12 protein-coding genes and 1 tRNA gene are annotated in these 13,189 nt (G+C 73.2%); 9 read left to right on the top strand and 4 right to left on the bottom strand.

What is annotated here, in order from left to right; all coding sequences use genetic code 11:
- Positions 1-159: 159 nt before the first annotated feature.
- Positions 160-822, bottom strand: a complete 663-nt coding sequence (locus tag ABZ914_RS33370; protein WP_500198140.1) for a response regulator — start codon at positions 820-822, stop codon at positions 160-162.
- Positions 819-1,964 (bottom strand): sensor histidine kinase, encoded by a 1,146-nt coding sequence (locus tag ABZ914_RS33365; protein ID WP_500198139.1) that lies wholly within the window; start codon positions 1,962-1,964, stop codon positions 819-821. The genes ABZ914_RS33370 and ABZ914_RS33365 overlap by 4 nt, the downstream gene beginning before the upstream one ends.
- Positions 1,965-2,140: 176 nt before the next feature.
- Between ABZ914_RS33365 and ABZ914_RS33360 the strand changes: the two genes are divergently transcribed.
- Together ABZ914_RS33360 and ABZ914_RS33355 are read left to right on the top strand one after the other, a co-directional pair.
- On the top strand, positions 2,141-2,740 hold the full coding sequence (locus ABZ914_RS33360) for a hypothetical protein (RefSeq protein WP_500198138.1): 600 nt from the start codon (positions 2,141-2,143) through the stop codon (positions 2,738-2,740).
- A 63-nt stretch (positions 2,741-2,803) separates the two neighbouring features.
- The gene (locus tag ABZ914_RS33355) at positions 2,804-4,366 is read left to right on the top strand and encodes an acyl-CoA synthetase (protein ID WP_190852674.1); all 1,563 of its coding nucleotides are present in this window, start codon (positions 2,804-2,806) and stop codon (positions 4,364-4,366) included.
- Here ABZ914_RS33355 and ABZ914_RS33350 read toward each other — a convergent pair whose 3' ends face one another.
- A complete protein-coding gene (locus ABZ914_RS33350; protein WP_500198137.1) occupies positions 4,367-5,461 on the bottom strand; it encodes a PucR family transcriptional regulator in 1,095 nt (364 codons plus the stop codon).
- Positions 5,462-5,563: 102 nt separating this feature from the next.
- Between ABZ914_RS33350 and ABZ914_RS33345 the strand changes: the two genes are divergently transcribed.
- The 3 genes from ABZ914_RS33345 to ABZ914_RS33335 all read left to right on the top strand — a co-directional run bounded on the left by ABZ914_RS33345 (position 5,564) and on the right by ABZ914_RS33335 (position 9,823).
- On the top strand, positions 5,564-6,478 hold the full coding sequence (locus tag ABZ914_RS33345; RefSeq protein ID WP_500198136.1) for a proline dehydrogenase family protein: 915 nt from the start codon (positions 5,564-5,566) through the stop codon (positions 6,476-6,478).
- 76 nt (positions 6,479-6,554) lie between these two features.
- On the top strand, positions 6,555-8,186 hold the full coding sequence (gene pruA, locus ABZ914_RS33340) for an L-glutamate gamma-semialdehyde dehydrogenase (RefSeq protein ID WP_500198135.1): 1,632 nt from the start codon (positions 6,555-6,557) through the stop codon (positions 8,184-8,186).
- Positions 8,187-8,338: 152 nt separating this feature from the next.
- Positions 8,339-9,823 carry a serine/threonine-protein kinase gene (locus tag ABZ914_RS33335; RefSeq protein ID WP_500198134.1) on the top strand — a complete coding sequence of 495 codons (1,485 nt, stop codon included), beginning with the start codon at positions 8,339-8,341 and terminating at the stop codon, positions 9,821-9,823.
- A 74-nt stretch (positions 9,824-9,897) separates the two neighbouring features.
- On the opposite strand, the gene ABZ914_RS33330 is transcribed toward ABZ914_RS33335, so the two are convergent.
- Positions 9,898-11,100, bottom strand: coding sequence for a cytochrome P450 (locus ABZ914_RS33330; RefSeq protein ID WP_500198133.1), 1,203 nt, complete (start codon positions 11,098-11,100; stop codon positions 9,898-9,900).
- A 63-nt stretch (positions 11,101-11,163) separates the two neighbouring features.
- Between ABZ914_RS33330 and ABZ914_RS33325 the strand changes: the two genes are divergently transcribed.
- From ABZ914_RS33325 to ABZ914_RS33310, 4 genes are all read left to right on the top strand, one after another.
- A complete protein-coding gene (locus tag ABZ914_RS33325) occupies positions 11,164-11,808 on the top strand; it encodes a TetR/AcrR family transcriptional regulator (RefSeq protein WP_433239401.1) in 645 nt (214 codons plus the stop codon).
- Between the two features lie 45 nt (positions 11,809-11,853).
- Positions 11,854-11,927 (top strand) — tRNA-Met (locus ABZ914_RS33320).
- Between the two features lie 239 nt (positions 11,928-12,166).
- Positions 12,167-12,397 carry a hypothetical protein gene (locus tag ABZ914_RS33315; protein ID WP_190868371.1) on the top strand — a complete coding sequence of 77 codons (231 nt, stop codon included), beginning with the start codon at positions 12,167-12,169 and terminating at the stop codon, positions 12,395-12,397.
- Positions 12,398-12,634: 237 nt separating this feature from the next.
- On the top strand, positions 12,635-13,102 hold the full coding sequence (locus tag ABZ914_RS33310; RefSeq protein ID WP_500198132.1) for a hypothetical protein: 468 nt from the start codon (positions 12,635-12,637) through the stop codon (positions 13,100-13,102).
- Positions 13,103-13,189: the final 87 nt, after the last annotated feature.

The raw sequence follows: 13,189 nt of genomic DNA, 5'->3' as shown, positions 1-13,189 counted from the left end.
GGTCATGTAGCTGGTGGAGGCGATGCGGGCGACGGAGAGCCGGGCCGCGCCGTACTCCCGGTCGGCCCGGGCGGCGTCGGCGCCCCCCTCGCTTTCCTCGTCTGTGCGGGTTTTTGCTCTGCGCTCTGTTTTGAGGCATTGCCTCTTGTGGGCTTGTGGTCAGTGGCCGGGTTGGACCAGGCCGCATTCGTAGGCGAAGACGACGGCCTGGACGCGGTCTCGTAGGGCGAGTTTGGCGAGGATCCGCGTCACGTGGGTCTTCACCGTCGGCTCGCTGAGGAACAGGTCCGCGCTGATCTCCGCGTTCGAGCGGCCGCGGGCGATGAGGCCCAGCACCTCCAACTCGCGCGGCGTCAGCCTTTCCAGGCCGGCGGGACGGGCCGTGCCGGGACGGGGGCGGCGCACGTACTCCTCGATCATCCGGCGGGTGATCTCCGGGGCGAGGAGCGCCTCGCCCGCGGCGACCGTGCGGACGGCACCGGCGAGTTCGCGCGGTGGCGCGCTCTTGAGCAGGAAGCCGCTCGCCCCCGCGCGCAGCGACTGGTAGACGTACTCCTCCTCGTCGAACGTCGTGAGCATGAGCACGCGTGCCGGGCAGCGCCCGTCGCGCAGGAGCCGGCGGGCCGCCTCGATGCCGTCCATGCGCGGCATCCGGATGTCCATCAGGACGACGTCGGGCAGCAGGGACAGCGCCGCGTCCACCGCCTCCGCGCCGTCGGCCGCCTCGCCGACGACCTCGATGTCCTCCTGTCCTTCGAGGATCGAGCGGAAACCGCCGCGGACCAGCGCCTGGTCGTCGACGATGAGCACCCGGATCGTCATGGGGCCGCCTCCAACGGCAGGCTCGCGGTCACGGCGAAGCCGCCGTCGCCGGTGTGCCCGGTCGCCAGCGTGCCGTTGTAGAGACCGACCCGTTCGCGCATGCCGAGCAGGCCGTGGCCGAGCCGGTCCGGGTCGGTGCCCGCCCGGGCACCGGTGCGTCCCGTGTCGTGCACGCTGACCCGCACGGAGTGCTCGTCGTAGTACAGCACCACGTGCGCGGTGGTCGGGGCGGCGTGCTTGAGGGCGTTGGTGAGGGCCTCCTGCACGATCCGGTAGACGGCGAGGTCGACGCCCGGCGGTAGCGGACGCTCCTGGCCCTCCACGGTGAGCTCGACCGGCAGGCCGATGGCGGCCATGTGGCCGGTGAGCTCGGCGAGGTCCGCGGTGCCGGGCTGCGGCGCGAGCGCCGGGCGCGCCCCTTCCCCGCGCAGCAGGCCGAGCATCCGGTGGAGCTCGCCGACGGCCTGCCGCCCCGTCTCCTGCACCGAGTGCAGCGGCGCGCGCGCCTTGGCGGGGTCGCGGTCGAGCAGGTCCTCGGCGGCGCCGGCCTGGACGACCATGACGCTGACGCAGTGGGCGATGATGTCGTGGAGTTCGCGGGCGATGCGGGACCGCTCCTCGGCGAGCGCGGCCTCCAGCCGCCGGGCCCGGGCCCGGTCGTCGGAGTGGCTGCGGGCGCGGGCGCGCAGCACCCGGCCGGCGACGAGGACGATGACCAGCGGGACGGCGGCGAACGGGATGTTCCCGGCGGTCCCCGCGTCCGGGTTGCGCAGCATCACGATGACGACCGCGGCGGCGGTCGCCGCGGCGCCGAGGCACGCGTGCGCGCGGCCGGCGTGCCGGGCCACCGAGTAGGCGGCGATCAGCATCGGCAGGAAGCCGCCCCAGAGCGTGAAGGTCAGCGGGACGGCCAGCATCGGCCCCGCGAGGACGGCCGCGACGGTCACGGCGGTGGCGAGCGGCGCGACCCTGCGCAGGGCGAGCACGAGCGCCGCCGCGAGGGTGGAGGCGACGAGCGCCGCCGTCGGGCCGTAGCGGGCCGAGTTGTCCAGGCGGAACGCGATGTCGACCATGGCGAAGGCGGCGACCGCGAGCGCGGCCAGCCCGTCGGGCAGCAGCAGCTCCCGGGTCCTCGGCGTCACGCTCGCAAGCTATCCGCGCGCGGGCCGGGCGGCGTCATCCGCTGGTCGTATTCGCCTCGTCCTGATGGCGACCCGCGGACGAGGCGGTGGCGACCGCGGCATGACGACCGGGGGCGCCGGCGGGCCGACGCTGAGGGCGACGTCGCCGGAGGGCGGCGGCTTCCGAGGAGGAGACCATGACCGTGAACCTGAGGCGCCTGGCCGGATGGGCGCTCATCGTCGGCACGATCGTCGCGGCGTCCGGCTACCTCGCCGCGAACCTGCTCGCGCCGGGCCACGGCGACGAGGTGTTCCGCTACCGGCTCTGGCCGCTGTTCGAGGGGATCGCGGTCGGCGGGGACGTCGTCGTCGCGCTCGGGCTGCCGGTCATCCTGGCCTTCGCGGGACGGGCGCCGCGACTGCACGTCGCCGGGTACGCCTGCGTCTTCGCCGCGCTGCTGATGCTGAACATCGGTGAGGGCGTCGTGGAGGGCTTCGTGAAGCCGTACCTGGCCGGCCACGGCGGCATCCCCCGCGACGAGCCCTCCGGCTTCGCCGTCTTCGAGGGCGTCGCGCTGCTGTGCCTGGTCGCCGGCGCGGTCTGCCTCGGCGTCGCCGTGCTGCGGGCCCGGACGCTGCCGCGGTGGATCGGGGTCGCGCTGCTGGTGTCGTGCCTGATCGGCGCCCTCGGCCTGCCCCGGCCCTGGTTCCTGCTGGCCGACGACGTCTTCTTCGCCGCGCTGTTCGCGATCGGCGTCCACGCCGCGCGCGGCGCCGCCGAACCGGCCGCCGCGTGACCCGCGGCTATGATCCAGATCACTGCCTCTATCAGCGGTTATGTCTGGAAAGGACGGTGGGCGATGTCGACGTCGGTCGCGAGGGCCCGGCAGCACTCCTACGGGGATCTGGTGCACCGGACGGCCCGGCGGTATCCGGGCAAGCTCGCGGTGGTCGGCGGCGATGAGCGGTTCACCTACGCGGAGTTCGACGCGGCGGTGAACCGCGCGGCGAACGCGCTGGCGGGGCGGGGGCTCGCGAAGGGCGACCGGCTCGCCCTGCTGTCGCACAACTGCTGGCAGTACGCGGTGCTGGCGTTCGCGACGGCGAAGCTGGGCGTGGTGCTGGTGCCGGTCAACTTCATGCTGGGCGCGGACGAGATCGCCTACATCCTGGGGCACTCGGGGGCCTCCGGGATCGTCGCCGAGGGCGCGCTGGTGCCCGTCGCGGAGAAGGCGCTGGCGGCGGCCGGTGTCGAGGGCGGGGTCCGCGGGCGGATCGGCGGCGGCGCCGAGGGCTGGGAGGACGTCGACGCGTGGTGCCGGGAGGGGTCCGCCGCGGCACCGGACGTGCTCGTGGGCGACGACGACCCGCTGCGCCTGATGTACACGTCGGGGACCGAGTCGCGGCCCAAGGGCGTCATGCTGACCAGCCGGTCGCTGATCAGCCAGTACGTGAGCTGCGTCGTCGACGGGGAGATGTCCGCCGACGACGTGGAGGCGCACGCGCTGCCGATGTACCACTGCGCGCAGCTGGACTGCTTCTTCTCGGTCGACGTGTACCTCGGGGCGACGAGCGTCATCCTGCCGGGGCCCGATCCCGCGCTGGTGCTGGAGACGATCGAGCGGGAGAGGGTCACCAAGCTGTTCTGCCCGCCGACCGTGTGGATCTCGCTGCTGCGGCATCCCGACTTCGACCGGCGCGACCTGTCCAGCCTGCGGAAGGGGTACTACGGGGCGTCCGCGATGCCCGTCGAGGTGCTGCGGGAGCTGCTGCGGCGGCTGCCGGACGTGCGGCTGTGGAACTTCTACGGCCAGACGGAGATGGCGCCGCTCGCGACGATCCTGCGCCCGGACGAGCAGCTGGAGCGGGCCGGCAGCGCGGGGCGGGCGGCCCTCAACGTCGAGACGATGCTCGTCGACGACGAGGGGAACCCCGTCCCGGCGGGCGAGGTCGGCGAGATCGTGCACCGGAGCCCGCACGCGGCCCTCGGCTACTACAACGACGAGGCCAAGACCGAGGACGCCTTCCGCGGCGGCTGGTTCCACTCGGGGGACCTCGGGATCATGACCGAGGACGGCCACCTGTCGGTGGTCGACCGGAAGAAGGACATGATCAAGACGGGCGGAGAGAACGTCGCCAGCCGGGAGGTCGAGGAGGCGATCTACGAGCTGGACGGGGTCGCGGAGGTCGCGGTCTTCGGGATCGCGCATCCGCGCTGGATCGAGGCGGTCACGGCGGTCGTCGTGCCGAGGGCCGGGGCCGCCCTGAGCGCCGACGACGTCCACGCGCACGTCCGGGAGCGGCTCGCGGGCTACAAGCGGCCGAAGTACGTGGTGCTGGCCGAGTCGCTGCCGAAGAACCCCAGCGGCAAGATCCTCAAGCGCGAACTGCGGGAGCTGCACGCCCGTCTCGCGGAGTCCTGATCACTCGTCCTGCTGGAGGTGCGGGGCGAGGGTGAGGGCCAGGTGGAGGGTCAGGCGGTCCTGGCCGTTGGTGAGGGTCAGGGCCGTCAGTTCCTCGATGCGGCGGAGGCGGTGGTAGAGGGTCTGGCGGTGGATGTTCAGGGTTCGTGCCGTTCTCTGGACGTTGCCCGCCAGGTCCAGGTAGGTGCGGGCGGTGAGGGCGAGGTCGGGGTGCTGGAGGAGGGTCTCCGTCCCCGGGGTCCGGGTCGTCTGGGCGAGGGCCTCGTCGCCGGCGGCGCGCAGGAGCCGCAGGACGCCGAGGGACGTCCAGTCGCGGGTCTCGCCGGCGGCGGCGATGCGGGCGGCGACGCGGGCGCGGAGCCAGCCCTCGTGGACGGTCTCCAGGGAGGGGCTGGGCGAGAAGAAGCCCGCGTGGACGGGCGCGGTGCGCTCCTCCAGCAGGCGGCGGGCCCGGTCGACGACGGTGTGCGGGGCCGCCGACGCCGGGATGACCAGGACGTGGTCGCGCTGCCAGACCGTGGTGAGGACGGAGTGGGGGAGCAGCCACGGGTTGAGCGGGTCGGTGTTCGGGCTGCGCAGGACGGCGACGGCGAGCGGCGGGTCGGGGACGCCCGCCTCGGCGAGCTCGTTGGCGGCCTGCGCGCGCACGTCCGGCTGCGCGGACAGCAGGTCGGCGACCTTCCAGCCGAGGTCGTCGCGCTCGCGGGCCTGGCGCGCCATGAGGAGCCCGGCTCGCTCGCAGAGCGGCATGGCGGGGGCGGCGTCGGTGATGCGCTCCTGGTCGTCGAGCAGCCAGAGGTAGCCGTAGGTGACGTTGTTCCAGCGGACGGGCAGGCACAGCCGTCCGAGCTGGCCGAGGGAGTGGTCGGCGGGGATGCGGACGGGCCCGGCGGCGCGGGCGATGCCGTAGGACTCGAAGCGGGTGCGGACGGCCTCGGTCGCGCGCCGGTGCAGGATCGAGTCCATCCGGACGGGGTCGATCGTGTCGCCGTGCGCGGCGTAGGCGACGAGGTGGAAGTCGCGGTCCTCCAGCGTCGCCGGGGCGCCGAGGAGGTCGGCGGCGAGTTCCACGATCTCTTGCAGATCAGGAGCCATAAGACATATGTATGAAGAAGTCGCTGGTTGAAAGTGGCATTTGACTATACGCGGTGACCGGGCCGGGTTCCTACCGTCGAGGTGACGTAAGGAGGCCCTCTGATGCTCGGTCCCGTTCTCCTCGCCGCCGCGCGCAGCGACCGCGTGCGCGGCCTCGTGACCTCGGTCCCGCTGACGCGGCGGGTCGTCGACCGGTTCGTCGCCGGCGAGGACCTGGACGCCGCCGTCCGGGCGGTGCGGGAGCTGACCGCCGACGGTCTCCGCGTCACCCTGGACCACCTCGGCGAGTACACGCGCGAGCGGGCGCAGGCGGAGGCCACGCGGGACGCCTACCTGGCGATGTTCGGCGCGTTCGCCGAGCGGGGGCTGGCCGCGGGCGCGGACGCGTCGGTGAAGCTGTCGGCGCTCGGCCAGGCGCTCCCCGGCGACCTCGCGCTCGACCACGCGCGGGAGATCTGCGCTGCCGCGGACCGGGCCGGCATGACGGTCACGCTGGACATGGAGGACCACACGACCGTGGACTCCACGCTGGAGATCCTCGGCAAGCTGCGCGCCGACTTCCCGCGGACGGGCGTGGCGATCCAGGCGATGCTGCGCCGCACCGAGGGCGACCTGCGGGACCTGGCGCACGAGGGCTCGCGGGTCCGGCTCGTCAAGGGCGCGTACGCGGAACCGGCGTCGGTGGCGTTCGAGAGCAAGGCCGAGATCGACCGCGCCTACGTGCGCGGGCTGCGGGTCCTGATGGCGGGGGAGGGGTACCCGATGGTCGGCAGCCACGACCCCCGGATGATCGACATCGCGCGGACGCTCGCCGTCACGAACGACCGGTCCCCCGACTCGTACGAGTTCCAGATGCTCTACGGCATCCGCGCCGCCGAGCAGCGGCGGCTCGCGCGCGACAACCGGATGCGCGTCTACGTGCCGTACGGCGCCGACTGGTACGGCTACTTCATGCGCCGCCTGGCCGAGCGTCCGGCCAACCTCGTGTTCTTCCTTCGTTCGTTCGTCTCCCGCTGATCCCGGCGAAGCCGGCGCGGGGGGCGTGGGGGGTCGTCCCCCCTCGCAACCAACACCGATGAGGAGGCCCCCTTCCATGGACGCCGTGACCACCGTTCCGACGCCCGCCAACGAGCCGGTGCGCGGGTACGCGCCCGGCAGCGCCGAACGGGCCCGGCTGGAGGCGAGGCTCGCCGAGCTGACCGCCGAGGCCCCGATCGACCTGCCCATGACGATCGGCGGCGAGCGGCGGCTCGGCGCCGGCGCGAAGGTCGCCGTCGTCCAGCCGCACCGGCACGCGTCGGTGCTCGGGACGTTCGGGACCGCGACGGCGGACGACGCCCGCGACGCGATCGCCGCCGCGCTGGAGGCCGCGCCGAAGTGGCGGGCGCTGCCGTTCGACGAGCGCGCCGCGGTCTTCCTGCGCGCCGCCGACCTGCTCGCCGGGCCGTGGCGCGAGACGATCCTGGCCGCGACGATGCTCGGGCAGTCCAAGACCGTCCAGCAGGCGGAGATCGACAGCCCGTGCGAGCTGGTCGACTTCTGGCGCTTCAACGTGCACTACGCGCGGCGGCTGCTCGCCGAGCAGCCGATCAGCAGCCCGGGCGTGTGGAACCGGTCGGACCTGCGGCCGCTGGAGGGGTTCGTCTACGCGATCACCCCGTTCAACTTCACCGCGATCGCCGCGAACCTGCCGACCGCGCCCGCGCTGATGGGCAACGTCGTGGTGTGGAAGCCGTCGCCGACGCAGACCTACGCGGCCGTGCTGACCATGCGGCTGCTGGAGGAGGCCGGGCTCCCGCCGGGCGTCATCAACCTGGTGACCGGCGACGGGCTGGCCGTGTCCGAGGTCGCGCTCGCCCACCCGGACCTCGCCGGCATCCACTTCACGGGTTCCACCGCGACGTTCCAGCACCTGTGGAAGACGGTCGGGAACAACATCGAGAAGTTCCGGAGCTACCCCCGGCTCGTCGGCGAGACCGGCGGCAAGGACTTCGTGGTGGCGCACCCGTCCGCCGACCCGGACGTGCTGAAGACCGTGCTGGTGCGCGGCGCGTTCGAGTACCAGGGGCAGAAGTGCTCCGCCGCGTCCCGCGCCTACATCCCCCGCTCCATCTGGGAGAACGGGTTCAAGGAGCGGCTCGCGGACGAGGTCGAGGGCCTCACGATGGGCGACGTGTCCGACCTGTCGAACTTCATCGGCGCGGTGATCGACGAGCGGGCGTTCGCGAAGAGCAAGGCCGCGATCGACCGGGCGAAGGCGGACCCGTCGGTCGAGGTCGTCGCGGGCGGCGCCTACGACGACTCGGTGGGGTACTTCGTGCGGCCGACCGTCCTCGTGTCCGGCGACCCGGAGAACGAGATCTTCACGACCGAGTACTTCGGGCCGATCCTCGGCGTCCACGTCTACGACGACGACCGGTACGAGGAGATGCTCGCGCAGATGGAGTCGGTCGCCGACTACGCGCTGACCGGCGCCGTCATCGCCACCGACCGGGCCGCGATCGCGCACGCCGCCGAGGTGCTCCGCTACGCCGCCGGGAACTTCTACGTCAACGACAAGCCGACCGGCGCCGTCGTCGGGCAGCAGCCGTTCGGCGGGGCGCGGGCGTCCGGCACCAACGACAAGGCCGGCTCGGTGTTCAACCTGCTGCGCTGGACGTCGCCGCGGTCGATCAAGGAGACGTTCGTCCCGCCGACCGACTACCGCTACCCGCACATGGGCTGACGGCCCGCCGCACGTTCTCAGGGCCCGGCCGCCGGGGCGCGCACTCCGGCGGCCGGGCCTTCGCGCGCCCGCGTCGCGCGTCAGATGGACAACGACGTTCTTCTATACGCATAATCATGGCTCGTGACCGCACAGGCCGTCGGGAGGCGTGCATGACGGACGGGCCGCGGCTCGCCGCCGGAACGGAGCTCGACGGCCGCTACCGCCTGGAGAGCCTGATCGGCCGCGGCGGCATGGGCGAGGTCTGGCGCGCGGTCGACACCCGGCTGCGCCGGCCGGTCGCCGTGAAGGCGCTGCCCGCCGAGCTGGCGGACGTGCCCGGCGCGATGGAACGGTTCGAGCGCGAGGCGGAGGCCGCCGCCGCGCTCCAGCACCCCGGCATCACCGTCGTGTTCGACGTCGGCCGCACCGAGGACGGCCTCGCGTACCTGGTCATGGAGCTCCTCGAAGGGGAGGACCTCCGGACGGTCATGCGCCGCCGCCCGGGCGGGCTGCCCGTCGGCGAGGCGGTCGGCCTCGCCGTCCAGGTCGCCGACGCCCTCGCCGCGGCCCACTCGCGCGGGATCGTGCACCGCGACATCAAGCCCGCGAACCTCTTCCTGCTCGCCGACGGGCGGCTCAAGCTGTGCGACTTCGGCGTCGCCGGGCTGGCCGACGCCGCGACGCGGCTCACCCAGGACGGCGGGTCCGTCGGCACGCCCCTCTACATGGCCCCCGAGCAGTTCCGCGGGGCGGCCGCCGACTTCCGGTCCGACCTGTACGCGTTCGGGTGCGTCCTCCACGAGCTCCTCACCGGCGAGCCCCCCTTCCGCTCCGGCTCCGGCCTGCCCGGCCTGCTGTACGCGCACCTGAACGAGCCGCCGCCGCGGGTGGGCGCCCTCCGCCCGGACGTGCCGCCGCACCTGGAGCGGCTCGTGCTCGACCTCCTCGCGAAGGAGGTGGACCTGCGCCCGGCGAGCGCCGGCGCCGTCGCGTCCTTCCTCCGGGCGGAGGGGCAGGGCACGTCGGCCTCGCAGCTGTTCGCGCCGCCTCCCGGCCCGCCTCCCGCGGGCTTCCCGGCGCCGGGGCTCCCGCCGCACGGCCCCTCGACGAACCCCGGCACGGCCGTCATGACCGCACCGCACCCCGCCGGCAGGCAGGCCCCGCGGCTGCTGATCGCGGCGGGCGCGGGGGTCGCCGCTCTCGTGGCCGCCGGCGCCCTCGCCGTCCTCGTGCTGCCGTCGGGCGGCGGGACGGGCGGCGGTACGGGTGCCGGGCACTCGCCCTCCGACCCGGCCGTCCCGCGCGCGACCGCGTCCTCGGCCTCGGCGACCCCGTCCGAACCGGTGGTCCACAAGATCGTCTACAAGGTGACCGGCAGCGTGTCGCCCCTCTCGGTCATGGTCATGCCGCCGGACGGCGGCATGACGAACCAGACGGTCAAGCCGCCGTGGACCGCGACGTTCAAGGCGTCGCAGTTCACGTTCCTGAGCGTCGGCGGGAACACCGGGATCAAGTCCGGGACCATCCACTGCAGCATCACCCTGGACGGCAAGGTCATCCAGGAGCGGTCCGCCGAGGGGCAGTTCGCCAGCGTCAACTGCATGCACCAGGGATCCTTCTACGGCGGGTTCGGCGCGGCCCCGTCCATGGGGTGAGCCCGCGGCGTCCGTGAGGTGAGCGCCGTGCCGCCGGTCGCGCGGCTCACCCGATGCTGCTCACCCGATCCTGCTCACCCGATCCCGGTCGCCGGGAGCGAGATCCAGCCGCGGGTGAACGGCGACGCGATGCGCCGCGCGTTCGCCACGTCCACGCCCGCGTGGGGATGGGCCTTCAGCAGCTCCTCCAGCGCGACACGCGCCTGGAGCTTCGCCAGGTGCGAGCCGATGCAGAAGTGGACGCCGCTGGAGAAGCCCAGATGGCGCGGGATCTCCCGGGTCACGTCGAGGTCCCCGGCGGACGGGCCGAACTCCCGCTCGTCCCGGTTCGCCGCCCCGAACAGCATCATCACCTTCTCGCCCGCGGGGATCTCCGTGCCGCGGACCACGACCGGGCGCGTCGTCGTCCGGCCGAGCGCCTGCACCGACGCCTCCAGCCGCAGGAATTCCAGCAGCGCGTTCGGGATCAGCGAGAGGTCGGACGCGAGCCGCTCGCGCTGCGCGTGGTCGGTGTCCAGCAGCGCCACCCCGTGCGAGATCAGGTTGGCGGTCGTGTCGTTCCCGCCCGCGACCATGACGAAGCAGAAGCCGAGGATGTCCCAGTCGGTGAGGCGCTCGCCGTCCGCCTCGGCCACCGTCAGCGCGCTGATCAGGTCGTCGGACGGGTCGGCGCGGCGGGCCTGGATCACCCCGGTGAAGTACTCGAACATCTCCCCGACGGCGGCGACCGCGTCGTCCTTCAGCGCCTTCAGGTCGAACCCGTCGTCCTGGAGCGTCGTCAGCGCCCGCACCCACGGGGTGAACCGCGCCCGGTCCGCCTCCGGGACGCCGAGCAGGTGCGCCAGCGCGAACGTCGGCAGCGGCGCGGAGAAGTCGCCGTGCAGGTCCGGGGTCTCGCCGTCGGCCGCCTTCTCCTCCATCCGGGCGATGTTCTCCCGGACGAACGCGCGCAGCATGTCCTCCAGCGCCGCGATCCGGCGCGGCGTGAACCCGTGGCTGACCAGCCTGCGCAGGACGGTGTGCCGCGGCGGGTCCAGCATCACGATCGTCGGCGCCAGGCCCAGCGTGCCGATCTCGTCCGGATAGAACGTCAGGCCCTGCGCGGACGAGAACGTCCCCGCGTCGCGCGTCGCCGCCCAGATGTCCTCGAACCGCGACAGCGCCCAGAACGGCGGGTCGTCGTGGCGGTGGACGGGGTCCTCGTCGCGGAGCCGCCGGTACGCGGGGTACGGGTCGGCCTGGAATGCGGGATCGAACGGATCGTAGACGTCCGCCATGGCGCGGCCCTCCCGGGGGTTATAACGAGCACCGTTATTAACGCCCTCTGTTAGTATCACCGCGTGCCGAGAGACGCAAGCGCCACCCGAGACCGCCTCATCCGCGCCGGCGCCCGCCTCTTCGCCGCCGAAGGCATCGACGCCGCCCGCACCCGCGACATCGTCGCCCTCGCCGGGCAGGGCAACGACTCCGCCATCACCTACCACTTCGGCTCCCGCGCCGGACTCCTCGACGCCATCCTCCGCGCCGGCGTCCAGCGCATGGAACCCGCCCGCGCCGCCACCCTCCCCGCCCTCGACCCCGCCGACCTCCACGGCATCGTCGCCGCCATCGTCGAACCCACCGCCGCCGAACTCCGCACCCCCGAAGGCCGCGACTTCCTCCGCATCACCGCCCAGCTCGCCGGCCGCGCCGGCATCCGCGGCCACCGCGTCCCGCCCGTCATCGCCGGCACCGCCCTCACCCGCCAGCTCGACCTCCTCCAGACCGCCTGCCGCGCCCGCCTCCCCGAACCCCGCGCCCTCGAACGCATCGCCGTCGCCATCGCCTTCCTCACCGCCGCGCTCGCCGACCGCACCGGCCGCGTCGAACCCGGCCACCCCGACCCCACCCTCCTCGACCACGACGCCTTCGTCGCCGACCTCACCGCCATGCTCGCCGCCGCCCTGCAAGCCCCCGTCCACACCCCCGCAACGCCCCGTCCCTAATCGGTTTGCGCAAGCACCCCCCGCCCCATAGAGTTAAGACATCACCGCGGGGTGGAGCAGTTCGGTAGCTCGCTGGGCTCATAACCCAGAGGTCGCAGGTTCAAATCCTGCCCCCGCTACGGGTCCTAGGGTCCTCTTGGTCGCAGACTTCGTCTGCTCCCCGGAGGACCCTTCGCCGTTTTTCGGGGGGACGACCCCCCGGGCCCCCCGGTGTGGGGGCTTCGCCCCCACGCCCCGCCCCCCGATGGGGGCTTCGCCCCCCACGCCCCTTGCGGCCCCTGCGGGCTCGGTAAAGATCAAACGGACATAGTGGGACGAATGTCCTGGGTGGTCCGGCCGGGATGGTTTCATTCGAGGTATGGGCAGACACCGCAGGGGAGCGAAGCGCGAGGTCACCGTGGCCGACCTCATCAACGAGCTGCGCCGGTTCGATCCGCGGCTGGAGGTCCGGCTGGCGATCGAACCCCGGATGCCGCAGGAGCACGCCGTCGGCATCGTGACGGAGGCCGACGGCATGGTGTGGATCGGCGAGGGCGGCCGCCGCGGATACGCCCCCGACGAGGTCGGCGACCGGCTCGGATGGACCTGACATGCCGGAGTGCGGACCCTTCGCGGTGATCTACCCACGTTGGGCGGGATGCGGGCGCCGTGGGGGCTTCTCTTGGAATTGAGGTGCTGCGCCGGTACCCCGGCGATGCCCGCGGTCCGCTGAGCGCAAAGCCTTCGCCATGGCGGCGGCTACCTTTCGCCGGGCCGCGCTTCGCCGACTCGATCACGCGGGAACACGTCGCGTAGTGGCGATGTGATCGAGATGAGGGTTGTACCTATGCGAAGCCGGATCTCCGGAAGAGGGCTGCTGCCCGCCGTGCTGGCGGCGGCCTCGGTCGTGGCCGTCGCGGCCCCCGCGTCGGCGCAGGAGGCGCCGCCGCCCGGCCCTGCGACCACCACGACGACCACCTCGACGCCCGCCGACAACGGCGACTGCGCCCGCGCCGTCCGCGTCCTGTCGGAGCTGAAGCTGCTCCCGAACACCCCGGACCTGGGCAAGATCCTGTGCTCGGCGAACACCGCCGGCAAGGCCAAGGAGCCCGCGGCGGGCACCGCGCAGGCGCCCGCGACCGGCAACGCCAAGCGGCCTGCCGCCGACAAGGCGGCCCGGCCCGCCGCCGAGACCCCGCAGAACACCCAGGAGTACAACCTCCTCGGCCTGCCGGTCGAGTGGCCGAAAAGCCTCACCGTGCACGTCCCGACGGTCAACGACCGCTGGGCCGTGTACAAGTCGGCCAAGCAGTGACCCCACCGCGGGCCACGGAGGACGTCCTCCGTCGAGGCTCCGGTCGAGCCCCTCGTACATCGACCACCGCACCCGCACCCGCACCGG

Origin of the sequence: Spirillospora sp. NPDC046719 (assembly GCF_040645715.1) — a bacterium.
Lineage (GTDB): Bacteria > Actinomycetota > Actinomycetes > Streptosporangiales > Streptosporangiaceae > Spirillospora.
This window is presented reverse-complemented; position numbering and strand designations above follow the sequence as displayed.